The organism is Bradyrhizobium sp. HKCCYLRH3097 (genome assembly GCF_051167875.1).
Taxonomy (GTDB): Bacteria; Pseudomonadota; Alphaproteobacteria; order Rhizobiales; family Xanthobacteraceae; genus Bradyrhizobium.
The window spans coordinates 46,427-68,762 of record NZ_JBNPTX010000015.1 but is presented as its reverse complement, the minus strand read 5'-3'; the positions used below and the strand labels follow the sequence as shown (position 1 = coordinate 68,762).

At 66.5% G+C, this 22,336-nt stretch carries 21 protein-coding genes; 14 read left to right on the top strand and 7 right to left on the bottom strand.

Annotated features, from left to right (window positions below; genetic code table 11):
- The first annotated feature begins 5 nt into the window (after nt 1-5).
- The 11 genes from ACQR0U_RS28665 (at nt 6) to ACQR0U_RS28615 (ending at nt 10,280) form a co-directional block, all read left to right on the top strand.
- A complete protein-coding gene (locus tag ACQR0U_RS28665) occupies nt 6-788 on the top strand; it encodes a pyridoxine 5'-phosphate synthase (RefSeq protein ID WP_315752944.1) in 783 nt (260 codons plus the stop codon).
- Complete coding sequence (gene acpS, locus ACQR0U_RS28660) at nt 785-1,204, top strand: holo-ACP synthase (RefSeq protein WP_315711397.1); 420 nt, start codon at nt 785-787, stop codon at nt 1,202-1,204. Before ACQR0U_RS28665 ends, acpS begins: the two co-directional genes overlap by 4 nt.
- 287 nt (nt 1,205-1,491) lie before the next feature.
- Nucleotides 1,492-2,253, top strand: coding sequence for a signal peptidase I (lepB, locus tag ACQR0U_RS28655; protein ID WP_434872347.1), 762 nt, complete (start codon nt 1,492-1,494; stop codon nt 2,251-2,253).
- Nucleotides 2,250-3,323: a ribonuclease III gene (gene rnc, locus ACQR0U_RS28650; protein ID WP_316226277.1), complete on the top strand. Its 1,074-nt coding sequence runs from the start codon at nt 2,250-2,252 to the stop codon at nt 3,321-3,323. Before lepB ends, rnc begins: the two co-directional genes overlap by 4 nt.
- Nucleotides 3,313-4,239 carry a GTPase Era gene (era, locus tag ACQR0U_RS28645; protein WP_315711401.1) on the top strand — a complete coding sequence of 309 codons (927 nt, stop codon included), beginning with the start codon at nt 3,313-3,315 and terminating at the stop codon, nt 4,237-4,239. Before rnc ends, era begins: the two co-directional genes overlap by 11 nt.
- Nucleotides 4,240-4,241: 2 nt before the next feature.
- A complete protein-coding gene (locus tag ACQR0U_RS28640) occupies nt 4,242-4,622 on the top strand; it encodes a hypothetical protein (protein ID WP_434843810.1) in 381 nt (126 codons plus the stop codon).
- Nucleotides 4,623-4,865: 243 nt separating this feature from the next.
- Nucleotides 4,866-5,606: a DNA repair protein RecO gene (gene recO / locus ACQR0U_RS28635; protein ID WP_315711403.1), complete on the top strand. Its 741-nt coding sequence runs from the start codon at nt 4,866-4,868 to the stop codon at nt 5,604-5,606.
- A gap of 293 nt (nt 5,607-5,899) precedes the next feature.
- Entirely contained in the window at nt 5,900-7,648 is a 1,749-nt protein-coding gene (locus tag ACQR0U_RS28630; protein ID WP_434872346.1) for a phospholipase D-like domain-containing protein, read from the top strand.
- A 30-nt stretch (nt 7,649-7,678) separates the two neighbouring features.
- Nucleotides 7,679-8,725 carry a DUF2278 family protein gene (locus ACQR0U_RS28625; protein ID WP_315752939.1) on the top strand — a complete coding sequence of 349 codons (1,047 nt, stop codon included), beginning with the start codon at nt 7,679-7,681 and terminating at the stop codon, nt 8,723-8,725.
- Between the two features lie 148 nt (nt 8,726-8,873).
- Nucleotides 8,874-9,860 carry a glutathione S-transferase family protein gene (locus ACQR0U_RS28620; RefSeq protein WP_315752938.1) on the top strand — a complete coding sequence of 329 codons (987 nt, stop codon included), beginning with the start codon at nt 8,874-8,876 and terminating at the stop codon, nt 9,858-9,860.
- Between the two features lie 9 nt (nt 9,861-9,869).
- Entirely contained in the window at nt 9,870-10,280 is a 411-nt protein-coding gene (locus ACQR0U_RS28615; protein WP_315752937.1) for an ACT domain-containing protein, read from the top strand.
- 21 nt (nt 10,281-10,301) lie between these two features.
- Here ACQR0U_RS28615 and ACQR0U_RS28610 read toward each other — a convergent pair whose 3' ends face one another.
- Nucleotides 10,302-11,360 (bottom strand): LysR family transcriptional regulator, encoded by a 1,059-nt coding sequence (locus ACQR0U_RS28610; RefSeq protein ID WP_315711411.1) that lies wholly within the window; start codon nt 11,358-11,360, stop codon nt 10,302-10,304.
- Nucleotides 11,361-11,515: 155 nt separating this feature from the next.
- Between ACQR0U_RS28610 and ACQR0U_RS28605 the strand changes: the two genes are divergently transcribed.
- The 3 genes from ACQR0U_RS28605 (at nt 11,516) to ACQR0U_RS28595 (ending at nt 15,515) form a co-directional block, all read left to right on the top strand.
- Nucleotides 11,516-13,177: an acetolactate synthase large subunit gene (locus ACQR0U_RS28605; protein WP_315711412.1), complete on the top strand. Its 1,662-nt coding sequence runs from the start codon at nt 11,516-11,518 to the stop codon at nt 13,175-13,177.
- Between the two features lies 1 nt (nt 13,178).
- Entirely contained in the window at nt 13,179-14,780 is a 1,602-nt protein-coding gene (locus ACQR0U_RS28600; protein WP_434843808.1) for an FAD-binding protein, read from the top strand.
- A gap of 111 nt (nt 14,781-14,891) precedes the next feature.
- Entirely contained in the window at nt 14,892-15,515 is a 624-nt protein-coding gene (locus tag ACQR0U_RS28595; protein ID WP_316165158.1) for a glutathione S-transferase family protein, read from the top strand.
- Between the two features lie 3 nt (nt 15,516-15,518).
- Here the strand turns inward: ACQR0U_RS28595 and ACQR0U_RS28590 are convergent, their stop codons facing one another.
- The 6 genes from ACQR0U_RS28590 to ACQR0U_RS28565 all read right to left on the bottom strand — a co-directional run bounded on the left by ACQR0U_RS28590 (nt 15,519) and on the right by ACQR0U_RS28565 (nt 22,205).
- Nucleotides 15,519-16,307, bottom strand: a complete 789-nt coding sequence (locus ACQR0U_RS28590) for an IclR family transcriptional regulator (RefSeq protein ID WP_316165159.1) — start codon at nt 16,305-16,307, stop codon at nt 15,519-15,521.
- Between the two features lie 31 nt (nt 16,308-16,338).
- Nucleotides 16,339-17,100, bottom strand: a complete 762-nt coding sequence (locus tag ACQR0U_RS28585) for an SDR family NAD(P)-dependent oxidoreductase (RefSeq protein WP_315711418.1) — start codon at nt 17,098-17,100, stop codon at nt 16,339-16,341.
- Entirely contained in the window at nt 17,097-18,830 is a 1,734-nt protein-coding gene (locus tag ACQR0U_RS28580) for an FAD-dependent oxidoreductase (protein ID WP_434843807.1), read from the bottom strand. The genes ACQR0U_RS28585 and ACQR0U_RS28580 overlap by 4 nt, the downstream gene beginning before the upstream one ends.
- A 10-nt stretch (nt 18,831-18,840) precedes the next feature.
- Nucleotides 18,841-20,052, bottom strand: a complete 1,212-nt coding sequence (locus tag ACQR0U_RS28575; RefSeq protein ID WP_316165162.1) for an ABC transporter substrate-binding protein — start codon at nt 20,050-20,052, stop codon at nt 18,841-18,843.
- A gap of 254 nt (nt 20,053-20,306) precedes the next feature.
- Nucleotides 20,307-20,762, bottom strand: coding sequence for a hypothetical protein (locus ACQR0U_RS28570; protein WP_409999253.1), 456 nt, complete (start codon nt 20,760-20,762; stop codon nt 20,307-20,309).
- A 612-nt stretch (nt 20,763-21,374) separates the two neighbouring features.
- Nucleotides 21,375-22,205 (bottom strand): alpha/beta fold hydrolase, encoded by an 831-nt coding sequence (locus tag ACQR0U_RS28565; protein ID WP_315827213.1) that lies wholly within the window; start codon nt 22,203-22,205, stop codon nt 21,375-21,377.
- Between the last annotated feature and the right edge of the window lie 131 nt (nt 22,206-22,336).

The following is a 22,336-nucleotide window of genomic DNA, read 5'->3' as shown; positions in this document are numbered from 1 at the left end:
GGCCCATGTCCGATCCGTCAAAGTCACATCCTCCGAAGCTGCGCCTCGGCGTCAACGTCGACCACATCGCCACCTTGCGAAATGCCCGCGGCGGCCGCAGCCCCGATCCGGTGCGCGCCGCGCTGCTCGCGATCGAGGCCGGGGCCGACGGCATCACGGCGCATCTGCGCGAGGACCGCCGGCACATCCGCGACGACGACATGGCGCGGCTGAAGGCCGAGATCTCCAAGCCGCTGAACTTCGAGATGGCGGCCACCGAGGAGATGGTGCGGATCGCACTCGCGACGCGCCCGCATGCCTGCTGCTTGGTGCCGGAGCGGCGCGAGGAGCTGACCACCGAGGGCGGCCTCGACGTGGTCGGCCAGCACAAGGCGCTGGCGCCGGCGATCGCCCGGCTGAGCGACGCCGGCATCCGGGTGTCGCTGTTCATCGCCGCCGACCCGGCGCAGATCGAGATGGCGGCGCGGCTGCGCGCGCCCGTGATCGAGATCCACACCGGCGGCTGGTGCGATGCCATCACCGACGGCCACCACGACAAGGCGGAGGTGGAGTGGGAGCGGATCGTGACCGGCGCCCGGCAGGCCTATGCGGCCGGGCTCGAGGTCCATGCCGGCCACGGGCTCGACTATGCCACCGCCGAGCGGATCGCGGCGCTGCCGGAGATCGTCGAGCTCAACATCGGCTACTTCATGATGGGGGAGGCGCTGTTCGTGGGCCTCGCCGAGACCGTCCGGACCATGCGCGCGGCCATGGATCGCGGCCGGGCGCGGCTGGGGACATCGGCATGATCATCGGCATCGGCTCCGACCTGATCGACATCCGTCGCGTGGCCGAGGTGATGGACCGGCACGGCGAGCGCTTCCTGAACCGGATCTTCACCGCGGCCGAGCGCGCCAAGGCCGAGCGGCGGGCCAAGAACGAGAAGATGGTGGTCGCCACCTACGCCAAGCGGTTCGCCGCCAAGGAGGCCTGCGCCAAGGCGCTCGGCACCGGCATCCGTCACGGGGTGTGGTGGCGCGACATGGGCGTCGTCAATCTGCCCGGCGGCAGGCCGACCATGCAGCTCACGGGTGGCGCGGCCGAACGGCTGAAGGCGCTGACCCCCGAGGGCCACGAGCCGCGCATCGACCTGTCGATCACCGACGACTGGCCGCTGGCGCAAGCCTTCGTCATAATTTCGGCGGTGCGCCGCGAGACATCCTGAAGGGCGGCCGCCCCCGCAGGAAAAACAAAAATGCGATCGATTCCAGCGAGTTATGTAGTTTTGATACGGCGATTGATTGCGCGGCCCCGCGCAGTCGTCTAAAACCCGCCGGGATCGAACCGGCTACATCACGGGCGGATTCTGGGTCAAACCGGAGTTGGCCTTAACCACCAGAATCAGGACAGACTCCCTTAAGCCGCGGAACGGTATGGTGTTCGCGGACGGAGGGGTGTTCGGCAACGGCTGGCGAATCGTCGGACCATTCGCCAAGGGACATTGAAAGAGCGATGAGCGTGACCTCCGGAACCAAGACTGAGAGCGGCCTCGGTGAAACCGTTCGTGTCGTCGTTCATGCGCTGCTGATCGCGCTGGTGATCCGCACCTTCCTGTTCCAGCCGTTCAACATCCCCTCGGGATCGATGAAGGCGACCCTGCTGGTCGGCGACTATCTGTTCGTATCGAAATATTCGTACGGCTATAGCCACTACTCGATTCCGCTGTCACCCCCGATTTTCTCGGGCCGCATCTTCGGCTCGGAGCCGAACCGCGGCGACATCGTCGTGTTTCGTCTGCCCAAGGACGACACCACCGACTACATCAAGCGGGTGATCGGCCTGCCTGGCGACCGCATCCAGGTGCGCGAAGGGCTGCTCTACATCAACGACAGGCCGGTGCAGCGCGAGCGGCTCTCCGATTTCATCGGCGAGGATCCCTGCGGGCAGCCGGACTCGACCGCGCGCGTCAAGCGCTGGAAGGAGACCCTGCCGAACGGCGTCAGCTATGAGACGCTGGACTGCGTCGACAATGGCTATGTCGACAACACCGCGGTGTATACCGTGCCGGCCGGCAACTTCTTCATGATGGGCGACAACCGCGACAACTCGACCGACAGCCGCTTCCTCAGCCAGGTCGGCTACGTGCCGTTCGAGAACATCGTCGGCCGTGCGCAGCTGATCTTCTTTTCCATTGCCGAAGGCGAGCATGCCTGGGCGTTCTGGCGCTGGCCGGTATCGGTGCGCTGGAATCGAATCTTCAAATTCGTGCGATGATCGACGACTCACCCGAAATCCAGACCACGCAGGCTGCCGCATCGAGCCCGCAACCCGGCACGGGTGCGCTGGAGGCAACGCCCAAGGCCGCGTCGCGGCCGAAGTCTGAGATCAAGCCTGAGCAGAAGAGCGAGCCCAAGACCGAGCCGAAGGCCGATTCCAAGACCGACGCGAAGCCGGTCTCCAAGCCAGACATGAAGACCGTCGAGTCCGAATCGGTGCCCGCTCGCCCGACCGAGGATGGGGCGGACCCGACCGCGCTCGTTGCCGAGGCCGATTCCGACGGCAAGCCGCGCAGCAAGGCGAAGGGCGGTCGCCGTACCAAGAGCGCGGGGACCAGCGCCGCCAAGGGCGCCAAGGCCGCGGACAAGGCCGCCAATGCCGCGATCGAGGCGCGCATCGGCCATCACTTTGCCGATCCGTCGCTGCTCAGCACCGCTTTTACCCACGTCTCGGCGCTGAAATCGTCCAAGAAGCGCGGCGACAGCTATCAGCGGCTCGAATTCCTCGGCGATCACGTGCTCGGCCTGATTGTGTCCGACATGCTGTACCGCTCGTTTCCGAGCGCGGACGAGGGCGAGCTGTCGAAGCGGCTCGCCGATCTCGTGCGCAAGGAGAGCTGTGCCGACGTCGCCAAGTCGCTCGGCCTGCTCGACGACATCAAGCTCGGCGCGGTCGGCGCCGGCGCCGGGGCGCGGTTGCGCAAGTCGGTGCTGGGCGACGTCTGCGAGGCGGTGATCGGCGCGATCTTCCTCGACGGCGGCTACACGGCCGCCGCTGGATTCGTCGAGCGCAACTGGACCGAGCGCATGCACAAGCCGCGGCGCCCGCTCCGCGATCCGAAAACGGTGCTGCAGGAATGGGCGCAGGGCAAGGGCCTGCCCACCCCGGTGTACCGGGAGGTGGAGCGCACCGGCCCGCATCACGATCCGCAGTTCCGTGTCGCCGTCGACCTGCCGGGGCTGGAGCCGGCCGAAGGCGTCGGCGGCTCGAAGCGGGCGGCAGAAAAGGTGGCGGCATCGGTCATGATCGAGCGCGAAGGCGTCAGCGGCGGCAGCAATGACGGCTGAACAACAATCGGTGCCGGCTGCCGGGACCCGCTGCGGTTTCGTCGCGCTGATCGGCGCGCCCAATGTCGGCAAATCGACGCTCGTCAACGCGCTGGTCGGCTCCAAGGTCACGATCGTCTCGCGCAAGGTACAGACGACGCGGGCACTGATCCGCGGCATCGTCATCGAAGGCGCGTCTCAGATCATCCTGGTCGACACCCCCGGCATTTTCGCGCCGAAGCGCAGGCTGGACCGCGCCATGGTCACGACGGCCTGGAGCGGGGCGCATGATGCCGATCTCGTCTGCGTGCTGCTCGATGCCAAGAAGGGCATCGACGATGAGGCGCAGGCCATCATCGACAAGGCGGCTGCGGTCGCGCACGAGAAGATCCTGGTGGTCAACAAGGTCGACCTGGTGCCGCGCGAGAAGCTGCTGGCGCTGGTCGCGGCTGCCAACGAGAAGCTGTCGTTCGCGCGCACCTTCATGATCTCGGCGATCTCCGGCGACGGGGTCGACGATCTCAGGCGGGCCTTGGCGGAGATGGTGCCGCCCGGTCCGTTCCACTATCCCGAGGACCAGATGTCGGACGCGCCGATGCGGCACCTCGCGGCCGAGATCACCCGTGAGAAGATCTATTCGCATCTGCATCAGGAGCTGCCCTACCAGTCCACGGTCGAGACCGACAGCTGGACCGAGCGCAAGGACGGCTCGATCCGCATCGAGCAGACGATCTTCGTGGAGCGGGACAGCCAGCGCAAGATCGTGCTCGGCAAGGGCGGTGCGACGATCAAGTCGATCGGCGCGCAGGCGCGCAAGGAAATCGCAGAGATCACCGGCGTGCCGGTGCACCTGTTCCTGTTCGTGAAGGTGCGTGAGAACTGGGGCGACGATCCCGACCGCTACCGGGAGATGGGGCTCGAGTTCCCCAGGGAATGACAATGAGCGTGCCGCGCAACGTGTTGTGGTTCGAAGTGCTGCTCTACATCTCGCTGATGCTGGACGCGCTGTCGGTTGCGGTCTCTGACCGGACGCCGACCTTCGACGTAACCGAGGACATGATCACCGCGCAGACCGTGCTCAACGGGGTGGTCATCCTGGTGCTGTTCTATTTCGTCTATCTGGCGGCGCAGCGCCGCAGGAATTGGCCGCGCTGGGTGCTGCTGGGGGCGCTGGTGCTGTCCGACATCTCCCTGGTGCAGGTGATCGGGCAGAAGGGCATGACGCTCGATGCCGGCATCGAGGTCATTTCCTGCGCGCTGACGACGATGGGCTTGTACTATTCGTTCACGGGCGATGCGCGCGGCTGGTTCAACGCGTGATGGATGGAATGCAGATTGCGGGGTGGGCAAGCGCAGCGCGCCCCCCTGCGTTTGGCGCTTAACGATCATTCCGTCATTGCGAGCGCAGCGAAGCAATCCAGGGCTGCGCGTGAAACTCTGGATTGCTTCGCTGCGCTCGCAACGACGGTGTTTGTGGCGGCAGCACGCGCGAGCAACGTTGGAGCTTGATCGTCGACTGGCGCTCACGGCTTGGCGTCTGCGAGTGGTGGAGATCCCACACCGATGGAATGGACCGATGACGGCATCGTGCTGGGCGTGCGACGGCACGGCGAATCCTCGGCGGTCGTCGAGCTGCTGACCCGCGAGCATGGCCGGCATCTCGGTCTCGTGCGCGGGGCGAGCGGCAAGCGCATGCGGCCGGTGCTGCAGCCGGGCAACACGGTGCGCGCGATCTGGCGCGCGCGGCTCGACGAGCATCTCGGCATGTACGCCATCGACGCGCTGACCTTGCGGGCGGCGGGGCTGATCTCCGCGCAACACGGCGCCTACGGCGTGACGCATCTTGCCTCGCTGGCCCGGCTGTTGCCGGAGCGCGATCCGCACGAAGACATGTATCTGCGGCTCGAACATGCGCTCGATGATTTCGAGGATGCGGGCGGCGCCGCCGCCCACATCGTGCGCTTCGAGCTGGCGATCCTCGCCGAACTCGGCTTCGGGCTCGATCTCGACTCCTGCGCTGCGACCGGCGAGACCTCGGACCTGATCTACGTATCGCCGAAGTCGGGCGGCGCGGTGTCGCGCACGGCCGGCGCGCCATGGGCCGACCGGCTGCTGCCGTTGCCGCCCTTCCTGCGCGAGAGCGAGCAGGGCCATGGCTGGTCGCAGCAGGATCTGCTCGACGGTTTCCGGCTGACCGGCCTGTTCCTTCTCCGTCACGTGTTGGAGCCGCGCGGGCAGGGCCATTCCGACGCCCGCGAGGGCTTCATCAACGCCGTGACGCGGGCAAGGCCCGCCTCGCGATAGGGCTCGTTTTCGACGTTCGTCGTCATGTGCCCGCGCGCTCGTTCGCCAACGTCGAGACTGACGACACACGCGCCGGCATCATGGCAAAGCTGATCCGGATACCGTCTTCGACTGTGACGTCATTCACATCCGTCTTCACATGACCGACGTAGGATCATGCAACAATCCTGGTTGATGAACATTTTCCAATCATTTTGAGGTTGCGTCGGCCGCGGGTCCTGGCGAAGATTGCAGCCCTTCGGCGAGATGCGTTTCGTGCGCGCCTTTTTTCATCACCGTGGGGCATTTCGATCATGAGCGATTTCGAGAACAGCAAATCCAGCAACGGGTTCACGTCCAAGCTGTGGCGTGGAGAGCGCATGACGATGATCGGCTTCGACGTCGCCGAGCCCGAACCCGATCTTGTCGGATTCTCGATCGAGGTGAAGTCGCCGGGCGCGCGGGATTTTTCCCAGTTGCGCAATAGGATCGCGTTTTCCTATCCGGCCGGCGCCGGTGCGGCGGTCGACGGCAACCGGAATTTCCCGTCGACCGAGGCGCCGTTCCAGAAATTCCGCTGGATCCACTTTCCCTACCGGCCCAAGGATGGCGTCTATACATATCGCGTCGCCAAGCAGCATATGCGCAACGACGGCACGCTGGTTGCGGGGACCAGCCTCACGCTCGACATCACGCAGAGCGCCGTGACCTATGACGGTCTGATCGACATCGGTTTCACCCGCAACTTCGCCTCGTCGCAGGCCTATCGCGATCAGTTCGGCAACAATGCCGAGATCATCCCCGTCGAGAGCCGCGACGGGCCGAGCTTCGACAAGCTCGACCTCACCAACGAGGCCGGCGACAGCGTCTATGAGTGGCTGGGGTTCGAGGCCTACGACCTCCTGTTCGGCTTTTTGAAAGAGGCCCTGGCGGATCCCGGGCTCACGCTCGACGTGATGGCCTATGACCTCAATGAGCCCGATGTGATCGGCCTGCTGGAGCAGTTCGGCCCGCGGCTGCGCGCGATCATCGACGACTCCAACGCCAAGGATAACAGCCACAAGCTGCCCGGCAGCGCGGAATCGCGCAGCGCCAAGCGCTTCAAGCAGGCGGGTGCTGCCGTGCTGCGCACGCATTTCAGCAATCTCCAGCACAACAAGGTCCTGATCACGCGCCGCAATGGCAAGCCCGAGAAGGTGCTCTGCGGCTCGACCAATTTCACCTTCCGCGGCCTCTATATTCAGGCCAACAACATGCTGGTCTTTCATTCGCAGGACGTCGCCGGGCTGTTCGGCGAGATGTTCGACATCGCCTTCGACGACCCCTCGCTCTTCCGGAAGAATGATTTCTCCAAGAAATGGCACGCCGTCCATTCCGAGGGAAAGCCGACCGTACAGCTCTGCTTCTCGCCGCATCAGGCCACCGATCTCTCGCTCAATCCGATCCGGGCCGCGATCGATCAGGCCTCCTCGTCGGTGTTCTACTCGGTCGCGTTTCTGAGCCAGCTCGGCGACGGTCCGACCAAGGAGGCGTTCGACCGCGTGATGGAGCGGCCGATCTTCAGCTACGGCACGGTCGACAAGCGCGGCGCGCTGGAGCTGCGCAAGCCCGACGGCTCGATCGGTCTCGTCGATTTCGCCTATCTCGCGAGCAAGGCGCCGGAGCCGTTCCGCAGCGAATGGTCCGGCGGCAAGGGCCGCAACATCCATCACAAATTCCTGGTGACCGATTTCAGCCTGCCGACCGCGAAAGTGTTCACCGGATCGAGCAACTTCTCGCCGAGCGGCGAGAAGGGCAACGGCGACCATCTCATCATGATCGAGGACCGAAAGATCGCGACGTCCTATGCGATCGAGGCCACCCGCGTGTTCGATCACCTGCAGTTTCGCAACCGGATGCGCGACGCGTTCCACGGCAAGTCCGAGCGGCAGCGCGCTGCATCCGCGCCTGCCGCGATCACGCTGCGCAAGCCGACCGCATTGTCCGGCAAGCCGGCCTGGTTCGAGCGCTTCTATGTCGAGGGGTCGCAGGCTGAACGCGATCGATTGCTGTTCTCGTCCTAGATGTCGCTACGGACAGAGTTGGAGACGACCATGCCATTGAACGACTATTCGCTTCTCAAGGGTCGGCCCATCAACAATCGTCTGGCGACGGGAAGCAGTCCGCACTATCAGGTGCAGGTCTCCGCCGACGGTGAGCTCTATCGCATCGCCATCAATGTCCGCTCCCAGGATGGCAGCGAGGTCGAATTCCTGGTCCGCTCGCGCTTCGAACATCCAATCGTCGACGACCTGAAGGCGTTTTCGGAAGGGCTGCATCCGTTGGAGAGCAAGCCCGGCGGCGTGGCGCTCGATTTCATCCGGGGCAATCTGATGCAGCCATGGGAGCTGAAGCCGCTGCCGCTGTCGGCCGCGGGCCCCGACAACGATCTCAACGAGAAGATCGACGCCTACGTTCAGCGCGCCATGTCCGACGAGACGGCTCTCATCTATGCCTTCGGCGTCGCATGGGGACCGGAGGAGAAGGCGGACCGCTATTTCGGCTTCAAGCCCGGCCGCGGTATCCACGACATCCATTTCAACCAGGGCAATCCGCCCGGCCAATATGCCAAGGACAACGGTCCCTGGCAGGATGGCGGACTGCTCTTCGAGTTTCCCGGCCAGCAGCAATGGGTCGCCATCTTCCTGAAATTCCAGACCCAGGCCTGGCATTCGGACGATGCCAGCGGAGGGGTCATCCTTCCGCCCGATCCCGATTACCCGAACGCGCCGCATACGCCTCCCGACCGCGACCACATTCCGCCGCTCGACGTGCCCGACGGGCTGGTGCGGATCATCGCGGCCTATGTCAACGACGTGCGCACGCCGGAGCACGAGACGGTCACGCTGCTGAACACCGCCGATGTCGACGTCGATCTCACCGGCTGGCAGATCAAGGACAAGCAGAAGAACGCCATGCAACTGAGCGGCATGATCGGGCGCGGCGCCACCCTGGTGGTGCCCATCGTCGCGCCGGTCGCGCTGTCGAACCGGGGCGGCATCATCACGCTGTTGAATGCCGCGGGCGTGAAGGTGCACGGCGTCTCCTATACGCGGGAACAGGCGGCGCAGCCGGGGCGCACCATCCCGTTCCAGTCGTGACCGCGTGTTCGGCGGAGCCGTCTTCTCGGAGCGTGCTCTCTGCTGGCGCAGCGGCGGGGTGACGTGTACTCCTGTCACGTAAGGGCCCAGGCGAAGGGGCTGCAGGTTGCAGTCCTGCGCACAGGCCACGGTGTGAGAGGAGAGCGTCATGGGAGTCCTGGTCGACGGCCAATGGCACGACGTCTGGTACGACACGGCGGCGTCCGGCGGCCGTTTCATCCGCAAGGATTCGGCGTTCCGCAGCTTCGTCACGGCTGACGGCCGTCCGGGCCCATCCGGCACCGGCGGCTTCGCGGCCGAAGCGGGCCGCTATCATCTCTATGTCAGCCTGGCCTGCCCGTGGGCTCACCGCACCCTGATCATGCGCGCGCTGAAGGGGCTCGATGACATGATTTCGGTATCGGTCGTGCACTGGCTGATGCGCGAGCAGGGCTGGACGTTTGCCGAGGGGCCGGGCGTCGTGGCCGACAGCGTCAATCACGCCGGCCTTCTGCATCAGGTCTACACCGCCGCGGAGCCGCATTATTCCGGCCGCGTCACCGTGCCCGTGCTCTGGGACAAGCAAAACCGCACCATCGTCAACAACGAGTCGTCAGAGATCATCCGCATGCTGAACTCGGCGTTCGACGGCGTCGGCGCCAGGCAAGGCGACTATTATCCGCAAGCCCAGCGCGAGGAGATCGACGCCATCAATGCGCGCGTCTACGACACGCTGAACAACGGCGTCTACAAGTGCGGCTTCGCGACCACGCAATCCGCCTATGAGGAGGCGATCGGCCCGCTGTTCGCCACGCTCGACTGGCTGGAGGAGCGGCTGTCGGCGCGCCGCTTCCTGCTCGGCGACACCATGACCGAGGCCGACATCCGGCTGTTCACGACGCTGATCCGCTTCGATGCCGTCTATGTCGGCCACTTCAAGTGCAACATCCGCCGCATCGCCGACTATCGGCATCTTTCAGCCTACACGCGCGATCTCTACCAATGGCCGGGGATTGCCGCGACGGTGAATTTTGAGCACATCAAGCGGCACTACTACGAGAGCCATCGCACCATCAATCCGACCGGCATCGTCCCGGTCGGGCCGCGGCAGGATTTCACCTCGCCGCATGGGCGCGAGCGCCTGGCGGCGAACTGACGGGGATCCATGGCGGGCGAACGCAACCTCGATACGCTGCTGCGCACGATGGCTCCCGAGCTGCAGGATGGCGTCTTCGTGTTCTGCACGCTCAGCGCCGGCGATGCGATTGCCGCGATGCTGTCGCCGCTGATGCTGTTCCGGGAGCGCGAGGGTGACACTCTCATCGTCCGGCGCGAGGACGCCGAACGGGCAGGGCTGGCGTATCGCTTCACCTCGCGCCTGATCACGCTGTCGGTGCTATCAGCGCTCGACGCGGTGGGCTTCCTCGCCAGGGTGACAGCGGCGCTGGCTGCTGCTGGCATCGGTGTCAACGCGGTCTCGGCCTTTCATCATGATCACCTGTTCGTACCCGAAGCGCAGGCAGAGCAGGCAATGCGGGTTCTGGAGGAGATGTCGCGCCGCGCGGCCGTCGGATGATGGCGCAGGGCCACGCCCCGGTCAGGCTTTGCTCCTGGTATGACTTCGCGACCGGTTGCGCCGGGGTGCACCCGGCTTCTTGCGTGATCTCGGCCGAGATCGATGCGCGTTGCGTGCGGCGCGCGGAGCCGGCGGCCGGCGCGGTCCGGTCAGCATTTGCGCGGCTTGCGCGCGCACCATGTCCATCAGCATCATCGCCGCCGGCGACAGGGTGCGGCCCTTCAGGCGCAGGATGCCGAACTGCGCCAGCAGCAGGTCGGATGCGCGTGGCTCTTTCAGCTCGGCCACATTGAGCCGGACCAGCTGACCGGAGGCCAGCTCGTGGGTGACGACCGCATCCCCCGCGACGAGCACGACGTCCGAGCGGACCGCCATTTGCACCAGCAGGCCGGCGTTCTCGGATTCGAGGGCGACATTGAAACCGCGTCCCCGTGGCGCGGCGATCAGGTCGTCCAGCCGCCGGCTGAAGTCCGGCGGCAGCGCGACGGAGGCGAAGTGCTGGCCGGCCAGATCGCGCGCCGACAGCTCCCGTCGCCCCGCCAACGGATGGGTCGGCCGGCAGTAGAAGTAGCCGGGAAGGCTTCCGAGCGGCTCGAGGTCCAGGCTGTCGTCGGTCCTGATGTCGGTGATGTGCGCCAGGAAGAAATCGAGCTTGCCTTGTTGCAGCACGTCCATCAGGGCGCGCCAATTGTCCTGCACCAGCTTGATGCGCACGGATGGATGCTCGGCATACAGCTGCGCCATCGCATCCGGCAGCAGCACTAGGCCCGTGAACGCGCCGACGCCCACCGTCACCTGGCCGGCATCGCCCGAGCGCAACAGCCGCATCTCGCGGCCGAGATCGTCGGCGCCCGACAACAGCGAGCGCGCCCGCGCCACCAGCCGTTCGCCGACCGCCGTGATCTCCACCGAGCGCGAGCTGCGGTCGAACAGCCGCATCCCCGCTTCGTCCTCCAGGGTCTGCAGGCTGCGGCTCAGCGCCGACTGGGTGACATGGGCGCGCTTGGCGGCCCGGGCGAAATGCCGCTCTTCCGCGAGGTAGACCAGCTGCTGCAACTGACGCAACGTTGGTGTGTGCATCGATGACCCCAGCTCATTGATCAAAGCATAACAATTCATTGGATTTCTGAGACCGTCAATTCCAAAATGGCACAAATACAAACAGGGGAAATGCCATGGCGGGGCCGGCCAAGTCGCCCCGAGCTGCGGCAGTTTCCCCGCAACAGGCTTTTCTCATGCCCAACGGCGCACAAGCTCTGATACGGACCCTGGTCAATTCCGGCATTCGGGTCTGCTTCACCAATCCCGGCACCTCCGAGATGCATTTCGTCGCGGCGCTGGACTCCGCGCCGGAGATGCGCGCCGTGCTGTGCCTGTTCGAAGGGGTGGCGACCGGTGCGGCGGACGGCTACGCCCGGATGACCGGCACGCCCGCGGCAACGCTGCTGCATCTCGGTTGCGGCCTCGGCAACGGCCTCGCCAATCTGCACAATGCGCGCAAGGGCAAGGTGCCCGTCGTCAACATCGTCGGCGACCACGCCACCTATCATGTCCCGTATGACGCGCAGCTCCAGTCCGATATCGAGACCGTCGCGCGCAACGTCTCGCCGGAATTCGTCTGGACCTCGCAGGTGACGTCGGAGCTGTGCCGCGACGCGGTGGCGGCCGTGAAGGCGGCGTGCTCCTGGCCCGGACAGGTCGCGACGCTGATCCTGCCGGCCGACGTGTCCTGGGGTGAGGGCGGCGTCGCCGAGCCGGCGCCGGTGATCGAGCCGCCGGCGCCTGCGGACGATGCGACCGTGCAGGCCGTCGCCGAGGCGATCAGGGCGGGCGGCCGCAGCGCTTTTCTACTCGGAGGCACGGCGCTGCACGAGGAGTCGCTGCTGGCGGCCGCGCGCATCGCCGCGACCTGCGGTGTGAAAGTCTATGCCGAAACGTTTCCGACACGCATGCAGCGTGGAGCGGGCCTGCCGGCCGTCGAGCGGATCGCCTATCTCGCCGAGATGGCGCAGATCCAGCTCAAGGAGATCGACACCCTGATCCTGGTCGACGCCAAGGCGCCGGTGTCGTTCTTCGCCTATCCCGGCAAGAAGAGCTATCTGCCGCATGACGGCTGCAAGGTGCTGACCTTGTCGACGCCGGCGCAGCACGCCGCGTGCAGCCTGACCAGGCTTGCCGCCGCCCTGGAGGCCGGGCGCGCCACGCCGGCATTGTCGCCGGCCTCGCGGCCCGGGCGTCCGCGCGGCAAGAAGCTGACCGCGGAAAAGGTCTGCAAGGCCGTTGGTCACCTCCTGCCCGAGAACGCCATCATCATCGACGAGGCGATCAGCTCCGGCCTGATGCTGTCGAAATTCACCGCGGGCGCGCCGCGCCACGATCTGATCACTTTGACCGGCGGCGCCATCGGGCAGGGGCTGCCGAATGCGATCGGGGCGGCGATCGCCTGTCCCGACCGGCCGGTGATCGCGCTGATCGGCGACGGCAGCTCGATGTACACGATCCAGTCGCTGTGGACGATCGCGCGCGAGCGGCTCAACGTCACCGCCATCATCTTCAACAACGCCTCCTACTCGGTGCTCAACGTCGAGCTGGAACGGGTCGGCGCCGAGGAGATCGGACCGAAGGCGCGGGCGCAGCTCGACCTGCACGGGCCGGTCCTCAAGCTCGCGCAGATCGCCGACGGCATGGGCGTGCGATCGACCCGCGTCACCACGCCGGACGAACTCACCAGCGCCTTGCAGGGGGCGCTGGCGCGGCCGGGGCCCCATCTGATCGAGGCGATGGTGCCGCCGGCGCTGACCGGCCTCAAGCTGAAGCTCCTGCCGCACCTCCTGGGATCGCTCGACCGCGTTCCGCTGCCGGTGGCGCGGATGCTCAAGCGCAAGATCGCGCCGTGACATGAGCGCGACGCTGCAATCCGATGTTGTCATCGCCGGCGGCGGTCTTGCCGGCATCGTCACCGCGCTGGAGGCACTGCGCGCCGGCAAGTCGGTGACGATCGTGGACCGGGACACGCCCGAGCGGCTCGGCGGGCTGGCGCTGTGGGCATTCGGCGGCATGGCGCTGATCGGCACGCCGCTGCAGGCGCGCATGAAGATCCCGGATACGCCGGAGATCGCGTTGCGCGACTGGATCAGGTTCGGCGAGCTCGATGCCGCCGAGCACTGGCCGCTGCAATGGGCGCGCTACTACGTCGCGCATTCCCGCAGCGAGGTCTACGACTGGCTGCTGGCGCACGGCGTGACGTTCATGCCGGCAGTGAACTGGGTCGAGCGCGGCCGGTACGGCGACGGTAATGCGCTGCCGCGCTATCACATCGTCTGGGGCACCTCGCAGCGGCTCACGCGCGTAATGATCGAAGCGATGCGCGGGGCCGACGGTGGCGGCAGGCTGACGGTGCTGCACCGTCATCGCGTTGTCAGCCTCGATTGCGCTGCCGGCGCAGTATCGGGCGTGGTCGCCGTCAACGAGGAGACGGGCGCCGAAATCCGCATCGCCGCGCCGCTGACGGTGCTGGCGATGGGCGGCCTCAATGGCAGCCATGCGGAGGCCCGCGCCAACTGGATCAAGGGCCGGCCGCTGCCGGCGGCGATGCTCAATGGCGCGCATCCGTTCTCCGACGGCAAGTTGCATCACCACGCGGCCGAGGCGTTCGGCGCCGAGATCACGCATGCCGGCGAGATGTGGAACTACGCCGCCGGCATCCCGCATCCGTTTCCGCATTTCGAGGGCCATGGCCTGTCGCTGGTGCCGTGCAAATCGGCATTGTGGCTCAATCACAGGGGCGAGCGCATCGGGCCCGAGCCGCTGGTGACCGGCTTCGACACCCATGATCTGTGCCAGCGCGTCGCGGCGCAGGAGAAGCCGTATACGTGGCATCTGTTGAACTGGCGCATCGCTGCCAAGGAGTTCGCCATCTCCGGCGCCGAGCACAATCCGCGCATCCGCGACCGGCAGATGCCGATGTTCCTCAAGGAGACGCTGCTCGGCAATCATCGCCTGGTCAGGCAGATGCAGCGCGAGAGCCGGCATTTCCTGGTCGACGAGACGCTGACCGGTCTCGCCGCCAAGATGAATGCGCTGACCGGCACCGGCGACGTGAAGCCGGAGGTGCTGCAGGCCACCGCCGACGCCTTCGACGCGAACTTTGGGAATGGCGACAAGCTCCACAATGACGATCAGTTGCGCCGCATCCTGCACGCGCGGCAATGGGGCCCCGACAAGCTCCGCACCTGCAAGCCTGCGCCGCTGCAGGCCCCGGGCGCCGGGCCTTACATCGCCATTCATATGCAACTGATTACCCGCAAGAGCCTCGGCGGCCTCAAGACCGATCTGCAGAGCCGGGTGCTCGACACCACGGGTGCGCCGATCGGCGGGCTCTATGCGGTCGGCGAAGCCGCCGGCTTCGGCGGCGGCGGCGCGTCGGGCAAGCGTTCGCTGGAGGGCACGTTCCTGCCGGGTTGCATTCTCACCGCACGGGCGGCGGTGCGCGCGATGTGACGGCTACGGGAACCGTACGAGTCGGCGGAACCGCCGCTGAATTTTTGCTCCGTCACTGTCGATCCGGTGCTGCGACGTTCGTCTTCAAGGCACAGGAGATGGAGACCCGTCATGAAGATCTACTGGATCAAGGCCCAGGCGCCGCGCCGCGTGCTCGCGCTGGTCAAGCATCTCGGCGTGCCCGCCGAGTTCATCGACATCAGCCGCGGCCTGAAGACGCCGGAGTTCGCCGCGCTCAACCCGAATATGAAGGCGCCGGTGCTGGTCGACGGCGACACCGTGCTGTGGGAGTCGACCGCCATCATGGCGCACCTCTGCATCCGCGAGAGCTGCGACATGTGGCCGGCGCGCAATCCGCAGGAGCAGATCGAGGTGCTGCGCTGGCTGGCCTGGAACGACTGCCACTGGGCGCCGGCGGTCGGACCGTTCTATTTCGAGCACATCGTCCGCAAGACGTTCGGCCTCGGTGCGCCCGACCGTGCCGCGCTGGCCGGCAAGGTCGCCAACCTGAAGACCTTCGCCGCCGTGCTCGATGCGCATCTGCGGGCGCGCAGCCACATCGCCTGCGACCGGCTCACCATCGCCGATTTCGCGGCCGCCTCGATGGCGACCGACTGGCGCGAGGCCGAGATGCCGATGGAGTCGTTTCCGAACATCGTGCGCTGGCTCGATGGCCTGATGCGGCTGCCGGCGTGGGCCGAGCCGTGGCCGGAGAAACGCTCGGTCGCGGCCTGAGCGTCACGGCTGCGCGATGCCGTGGCCGAGCTGCTTGGAGATCTCGGCCGCACACGCGCGCAGGCGGTTGGCGAGCGGGGACTGCCAACCGGCGTCGAAGGTGCCGGCCGGGCCCATCGCGGTGATGACCAGTGCGACGTGGCCGGCGTGATCGAACACCGGTGCGGCGAAGGCATTGACGCCGGGCAGCGGATCGCCGATGGCGCGCGCCAGGCCCTGTGCGCGCACCTCGGCCAGCATCTCCGCCACTTTCGGGCTCTTCGGCGCGCGCTTCGGATTGTAGCCGACACCGAGATGATCGAGGCCGGTGTCGAGCGCGGCCTTCACGGTCTTCGGCGGCAGGAACGCCGCGAACGCGCGGCCCGTCGCCGTCTCCAGCAGCGCCATGATCGAGCCGACGCGCATCACGATGTGCACCGGATGGCTCGGCTCCTCAAGCCGCACCACGGTTGGGCCATTGGTGCCCCACACCGCGAGCGACACCGCGTGATCGATCGCGCCGGCGAGCGCTGCGATCTTCGGCGTCGCGATCCGGACCGCCGACAGCCGCCGCAGGCTGATCAGGCCGAGCTCGAGCGCCAGCGGGCCGATCTCGTAGCGGCCGGTGGTTTCGTCCTGCTCGATCAAACCGATGCGCGAGAAGCTGACGAGGTAGGGATGGGCCTTGGCCGGCGGCAGCCCGGCCTCGCGCGCGAGGTCGCGCAGCATCATCGGCTCGCCGCTGCGGGCCAGTGCCTGCAGCAAGGTGCCGCCAACCTCGATCGACTGGATGCCGCGGCTCTCTCGTCCCATGTCTTGTTGTGCCCCTGGTCCGGCGCCGTGCCTACACCGCCAGGAAGCCGCCGTCGACCGGCAGCGTGACGCCGTTGACGTAGGACGCCATGTCGGAGACCAGGAACGCCACCGGGCCAGCGAGCTCCTCGGGCTGGCCGACGCGGCCGAGCGGCGTGCGGCTCATGAAGCCGGCGAGCCGCTCGGGATCGTTGCGGGTCGACTCCGTCATCGCGGTGGCGATCACGCCGGGCGCGATCGCGTTGACGCGGATGCCGTCGGCGGCGAGCTCGCGCGCCAGCGCCTGGGTCAGCGACTTCACCCCGCCCTTGGACGGCGAGTAGCCGAGCGTGTTGCTGATGCCGATGAAGGAGGCGACGGATGCGATGTTGACGATCGTGCCGCGCGTCGCGCGCAGCGCCGCAAGAAACGCGTAGGTGACGTTGAAAACACCGTTGAGATTGACGTCGAGCACGCGCTGCCAGTTCTGTGGCGCACGCGGCGAGTCGATGTTCTCGCGGATGATGATGCCGGCATTGTTGACGAGGATCGAGATGGCGCCGACCTCGGCGCGCAATTGCGCCGCCAATGCGGTGCATCCGGCGGCGTCGGTGACATCCAGCCGATGCGCCCACGCCTGGCGGCCGTGCTCGCGGATCTCGGCGGCGCAACGTTCGGCACCCTCCAAGTCGATGTCGGTGATGACGACATCGGCGCCGCGGCCGGCGAGGCCGAGCGCAATCGCGCGGCCATTGCCGTGCGCCGCCCCCGTGACCAGCGCAAGTTTGCCGGCCAACATCTGACTGTCGCTCATGCGGCGCTCCTTTGGCCAGCGCGTTCGGCGAGATGGCGGCCGGCAATGTAGCCGAAGGTCAGCGCCGGTCCCAGCGTGATGCCGGCGCCCGGATAGTTGCCGCCCATGATGCTCGCCATGTCGTTGCCGGCGGCATAGAGCCCCTCGATCGGGTGGCCCTGGGCGTCGAGCGCGCGGGCATGCGCATCGGTGCGGATGCCGGCATAGGTGCCGAGATCGCCGATCACCATCTTGATGGCGTAGAACGGCCCGTCCTTGATCGGCGCCACACACGGGTTCGGCCCGTGCAGCGCATCGCCCTGATAGCGATTGTAGGCGCGCGAGCCCTTGCCGAACGTGGGATCCTGGCCCAGCGCGGCATCGGCGTTGAACGCGGCGACGGTTGCTTCGAGCCCCCGCGGATCGATGCCCGTCGTGCTCGCGAGCTCGGCGAGCGTCGCGCCGCGCTTGAGATAGCCGGTGCTCAGATGGTGCCCGAGCGGCATCGGGAACGGCGGCACGCAGCCGAGGCCGTAGCGGCGCAACGAGCGGTGATCGGTGATCAGCCAGGCCGCGATCTCGAGGCCGGGCTTGGCCGCCTTGACCATCGCCTGCACGAAGTCGTGGTAGGAATTGCCTTCATTGGCGAAGCGCACGCCGTCCGCGGTCACTGCGATCACGCCGGGTTTGGCACGGTCGATGAAGTGCGGCATCACGCCCTTGCTGCCGTCCTTGCGCGTGGTGACGGAGACCGGCACCCAGGCCGCCGCATGCGGCAGGCCGTCTTCGACCCGGCCGCCGACGGCCTCCGCGAGCCGCAGGCCGTCGCCGGTGTTGCCGACCGGTCCGGGCGACACATGCTCCTGGCCGGTCGGCGCATGCGGAAACATTGCCTTGCGCCTGTCGACATCATGCGGGAAGCCGCCGCAGGCCAGCACCACGCCGAGCCGCGCATTGACCCTGATGCGCTTGCCCTGCCGCGTCACCACGGCGCCGCGCACGGCATCGCCGTCGCGGATCAGCTCGGCCACCGGCGACGACAGCCACAGGGGAATGCCGAGATCGAACGCCGATTTCGCCAGCCGCCCCGCCAGCGCATTGCCGTTGGTCAGCGTCATGCCGCGGCCATGGCGCAGCACGTCCAGCGCATGCTTCGACAGCCGCTTCGCGACATAGAACGCCGACGTCAGCGACTTGGTCGCGCGCATGAAGTGGATGATCTCCTTGCCGGAGCCGAGCATCATGCCGAACACGGTGAGCTCGGGCAGGGGCTGGCCGAGATCCTCGATGTGACGCCCAAGCTCGCGGCCGTCGAATGGCCGGGTCACCATCGAGCGGCCGCCTTGGGTGCCGCCCGGCGCCTCCGCGTGGTAGTCCGGAAAGGTCAGCGGCATGTCGAACTTCAGCGCCGTCTTGCTGGTGAAGAAGTCGACGGCCTCCGGGCCCTTGGTCAGGAACGCGTCGACGCGCGCCGCATCGAAACTGTTGCCGGCCTCATGGCGCAGATAGGTGCGTGCCAGCTCGGGTGGCTCGTCGATGCCCCAGGCCTTCGCCAGCGATGTGCCGGGAATCCACAGCCAGCCGCCCGAGCGCGCCGTGGTGCCGCCGAAGCGCGGCTCCTTCTCGGTCACGATGACTTTCAGCCCGGCATGGGCGGCGGTGACCGCCGCCGACAGCCCGGCGCAGCCGGAGCCGACCACCAGCACGTCGCAATCAGGGGTGTCGCCGGCCGGGTGATCTGCTCCGCTCATGCGCGCGCTCCTACTTCTTCAGCAGCGGGCACTTGGATTCGGAGACCGGCCGGAACGCATCCTCGCCCTTCACGGTCTTGACGATCTCCAGATAGTCCCACGGCTCCTTCGATTCCGACGGCTTCTTCACGCGGGCCAGATACATGTCGCGGATGACGCGGCCGTCCTCGCGCAGCTTGCCGCCGTGAACAAACGTATCCTCGATCGGCAGCTCGCGCATCTTCGCCATCACCGCCTTCGGATCGTCGGTACCGGCCGCCTTGATGGCCTTGAGATAGTGCAGCACGGAGCCATAAACGCCGGTCTGGATCATCGTCGGCATCACCTTGGCGCGGGCGAAGAACTTCTTCGACCAGGCGCGGGTGTTGTCGTCCATGTTCCAGTACGACGCCGTGGTCATGTAGGTGCCTTGCGCGGCCTCGAGCCCGATCGCATGCACGTCGGTGTCGAACATCAACAGGCCGACCAGCTTCTGGCCGCCCTTGACCAGGCCGAACTCGCCGGACTGCTTGATGGCGTTGTCGGTGTCCTGCCCGGCATTGGCGAAGGCGACGACGTCGGCCTTCGAGCTCTGCGCCTGCAAGGCGAAGGAGGAGAAGTCGGCGGTGTTGGTCGGATGCTTGACGCCGCCGAGGATGGTGCCGCCGAGTTCCTTGATGAAGCGCGTGGCGTCCTTCTCCAATTGCTGGCCGAAGGCGTAATCCGCGGTGATGAAGTACCAGGATTTGCCGCCCTGGCTGATCACGGCCGAGGTCGTCACTTTGGACAGCGCATAGGTGTCGTAGGTGAAGTGCACGGTGTTCGGGCTGCACAGCTCGTCGGTCAGCGAACTCGCGCCGGGCCCTGACAGCAGCGCGATCTTGTTGCGCTCGCGCACCATGTTGTGCACGGCAATCGCGATACCGGAGTTGGGGATGTCGACGACCGCGTCGACCTTGCCGTTGTCGAACCAGTCGCGCACGACCGTCGTTCCGACGTCGGTCTTCATCTGGTGATCGGCGCTGATGATCTCGATCGGCTTGCCGAGCACGGTGGGGCCGAACTCTTCGACCGCCATTTTCGCCGCCTCGACCGAGCCCGGGCCGCTGTTGTCGCGGCCCCAGCTCGAGAGATCGGTGAGCACGCCGATCCGCACGACGTCGTCAGAAACCTGGGCTGAAGCGCCTGTCGCGATGAATGACGTCGTTGCCAGGAACGCGCAGGCGAGCAGCTGCCGTCGCATGAAGATCCTCCCCGTTTTGCTCCGCTCTGTCGGCGGCGATGGGAGTTAGACATTGACGAATGGATTTGTCAATTGCGAACGGGTGGGACGTGGCGCAGGGGCCGGGGGATGGACGCGGAAGGCCGGCGGCGCGTCAGGCGCGACCCCACATCCTCATGGTGAGGAGCACCGCATGCGGCGCATCTCGAGCCAGGAGGTCCGGAAGTGAGCGCGTTGGGAATGCTCTACGACTGTAGGAAAGCCTGTGATCCGCTCTACATGCGCGGCATGATCTGCAGTTCGAGCAGCGCGAGCCGCTGCATCGCGGTGACGTCGCGCTCGCCGGCCTTGGCGGCCCGCAGCACGGCTTCCGCAAGCAGGTTCACGTTCGTCGAACTCACCGGCTCAGGCAGCGCGGCGACCGACGCGTTGAGGGCTTCGGTCATCAGCGCGATGACGTCAGGCGAAAAGGATGCATCGGAAAAATTCTTCATGCAAAGATGCCCGCCAGCAGGTCGTGCTTCGGTGGATATCGCGTACGCATTACGTTGATGGTGAGAGAACGCGCCTCGGGCGCCATCGGTTCCCGCGGTCGCGCCGAGCCTCAGCCGGTCCGGTTTCTGATATGCAGAATGGCGCGATCTCCCATGCGCCAATTGCCCGTCGAGCCAATCTGCCGCAGGGGGCTCGCCTTGTGTCGTCGGGCAAATCAGGACGATGTTTCCCGGCATCCCGCCTCCACAGGAGGGGCGCATCGCGATCGTCACGAGACGTAGGAAGCGGGGAGCGGTGGCCTGTCGGATCGCAGCGCGCATGCGCGCGCGGACGAACGAGTCCAGCAGGACGACGAAATCGCAGCGTCCCGGCGCCCCGATGCTGGCGCCAAGTCCGTGGGTGATGATCCCAGGGGCGACGGTGGCTCACAAGCCGGACACCGGGGAGACTGCGTATAACTCGTAAGCCCATCGCACAGGGAGGGCCGGGTCGTCCGGCTGAACCTGTGGTACCTGCCGCCTGCATTTTTTGAGCAGGCGGGCCACGGGCCTCAGTCGAGGTCCGGCCTTCCCTGTGCCCTCTGTCCGAAGAGGGTAATCGATCTTGATAGCTCGGGCGCGGAGCGCGTCGCGAGAAGGCAGGACGACGTCTCCGACGCGGAAATTGAGATAGTGGATCAATGGTAGCCCCGAACTCGTCGTGCCCGGGCTTGTCCCGGGCATCAACGTCGTTCGGCGTGTGCAGTGCTGCGTGGATGGCCGGGACAAGCCCGGCCATGACGAGCAGGATTTGAGATCTATCGCTTCATCGGCATCGGAATGCGCATTCGGCGAAGTGCAATGATCGAGCTACCCCCTGACGAACGCCAGCAGGTCCGCATTGATCACGTCCGCATGCGTCGTCGCCATGCCGTGCGGGAAGCCCGCATAAGTCTTCAACGTCCCATGCTTCAGCAGCTTGATGCCGAGGCGCGCGGAATCGTCGATCGGAACGATCTGGTCGTCCTCGCCATGCATCAGCAGCACCGGCACGTCGATCGCCTTGAGGTCCTCGGTGAAGTCGGTTTCGGAGAACGCCTTGATGCAATCGTAATGCGCCTTGGCGCCGCCCATCATGCCCTGGCGCCACCAGTTGCGGATCACGCCTTCGGAAACCTTGGCGCCATTGCGATTGAAGCCGTAGAACGGGCCGGTCGGAATATCGAGGAAGAATTGCGCGCGGTTGGCGGCGAGCGCCGCGCGGAAGCCGTCAAACACCTCGATCGGCAGCCCGCCGGGATTGCTCTCCGTCTTCAGCATGATCGGCGGCACCGCGCCGAGCAGGGCAGCCTTGGCGACGCGGCCCTTGCCGTGCTTCGCCACGTAGCGCGCGACCTCGCCGCCACCGGTCGAGTGGCCCACATGGACCGCGTCTCGCAGGTCGAGCTTGGCGGCGAGCGCGGCGACATCGGCCGCATAGGTGTCCATCTCATTGCCGGTCTCCGTCTGGCTGGAGCGACCGTGACCGCGCCGGTCATGCGCGATGACGCGAAAGCCCTTGTCGAGGAAGAACAGCATCTGCGCGTCCCAGTCGTCGGACGACAGCGGCCAGCCGTGGTGGAAGACGATCGGCTGGCCCGAGCCCCAATCCTTGTAGAAGATCTGCGTGCCGTCCGATGTCGTCACGAATCCTGAGCTCATGGAGTGTCTGCCTTTCTCACTGGATGGAATCTGCCGCGTTCAAGGCGCGGCGTGATGGCGCGCCTCGTCGCGTCGGTACGCAACGAAGGATGCCCGCTGCCACCTTAGCGACGGAGCGTGACGATCTCAGC

What these genes read in the sequence shown, in the direction of transcription:
- era (WP_315711401.1), top strand. Translation starts at nt 3,313, where the DNA reads ATGACGGCTGAACAACAATCGGTGCCGGCTGCCGGGACCCGCTGCGGT.
- ACQR0U_RS28620 (WP_315752938.1), top strand. Translation starts at nt 8,874, where the DNA reads ATGGGAGTCCTGGTCGACGGCCAATGGCACGACGTCTGGTACGACACG.
- lepB (WP_434872347.1), top strand. Translation starts at nt 1,492, where the DNA reads ATGAGCGTGACCTCCGGAACCAAGACTGAGAGCGGCCTCGGTGAAACC.
- ACQR0U_RS28595 (WP_316165158.1), top strand. Translation starts at nt 14,892, where the DNA reads ATGAAGATCTACTGGATCAAGGCCCAGGCGCCGCGCCGCGTGCTCGCG.
- ACQR0U_RS28575 (WP_316165162.1), bottom strand. Translation starts at nt 20,052, where the DNA reads ATGCGACGGCAGCTGCTCGCCTGCGCGTTCCTGGCAACGACGTCATTC.
- ACQR0U_RS28625 (WP_315752939.1), top strand. Translation starts at nt 7,679, where the DNA reads ATGCCATTGAACGACTATTCGCTTCTCAAGGGTCGGCCCATCAACAAT.
- ACQR0U_RS28565 (WP_315827213.1), bottom strand. Translation starts at nt 22,205, where the DNA reads ATGAGCTCAGGATTCGTGACGACATCGGACGGCACGCAGATCTTCTAC.
- ACQR0U_RS28640 (WP_434843810.1), top strand. Translation starts at nt 4,242, where the DNA reads ATGAGCGTGCCGCGCAACGTGTTGTGGTTCGAAGTGCTGCTCTACATC.
- recO (WP_315711403.1), top strand. Translation starts at nt 4,866, where the DNA reads ATGGAATGGACCGATGACGGCATCGTGCTGGGCGTGCGACGGCACGGC.
- ACQR0U_RS28615 (WP_315752937.1), top strand. Translation starts at nt 9,870, where the DNA reads ATGGCGGGCGAACGCAACCTCGATACGCTGCTGCGCACGATGGCTCCC.
- ACQR0U_RS28580 (WP_434843807.1), bottom strand. Translation starts at nt 18,830, where the DNA reads ATGAGCGGAGCAGATCACCCGGCCGGCGACACCCCTGATTGCGACGTG.
- ACQR0U_RS28570 (WP_409999253.1), bottom strand. Translation starts at nt 20,762, where the DNA reads ATGCCGGGAAACATCGTCCTGATTTGCCCGACGACACAAGGCGAGCCC.
- ACQR0U_RS28600 (WP_434843808.1), top strand. Translation starts at nt 13,179, where the DNA reads ATGAGCGCGACGCTGCAATCCGATGTTGTCATCGCCGGCGGCGGTCTT.
- ACQR0U_RS28665 (WP_315752944.1), top strand. Translation starts at nt 6, where the DNA reads ATGTCCGATCCGTCAAAGTCACATCCTCCGAAGCTGCGCCTCGGCGTC.
- ACQR0U_RS28630 (WP_434872346.1), top strand. Translation starts at nt 5,900, where the DNA reads ATGAGCGATTTCGAGAACAGCAAATCCAGCAACGGGTTCACGTCCAAG.
- ACQR0U_RS28610 (WP_315711411.1), bottom strand. Translation starts at nt 11,360, where the DNA reads ATGCACACACCAACGTTGCGTCAGTTGCAGCAGCTGGTCTACCTCGCG.
- ACQR0U_RS28590 (WP_316165159.1), bottom strand. Translation starts at nt 16,307, where the DNA reads ATGGGACGAGAGAGCCGCGGCATCCAGTCGATCGAGGTTGGCGGCACC.
- rnc (WP_316226277.1), top strand. Translation starts at nt 2,250, where the DNA reads ATGATCGACGACTCACCCGAAATCCAGACCACGCAGGCTGCCGCATCG.
- ACQR0U_RS28605 (WP_315711412.1), top strand. Translation starts at nt 11,516, where the DNA reads ATGCCCAACGGCGCACAAGCTCTGATACGGACCCTGGTCAATTCCGGC.
- acpS (WP_315711397.1), top strand. Translation starts at nt 785, where the DNA reads ATGATCATCGGCATCGGCTCCGACCTGATCGACATCCGTCGCGTGGCC.
- ACQR0U_RS28585 (WP_315711418.1), bottom strand. Translation starts at nt 17,100, where the DNA reads ATGAGCGACAGTCAGATGTTGGCCGGCAAACTTGCGCTGGTCACGGGG.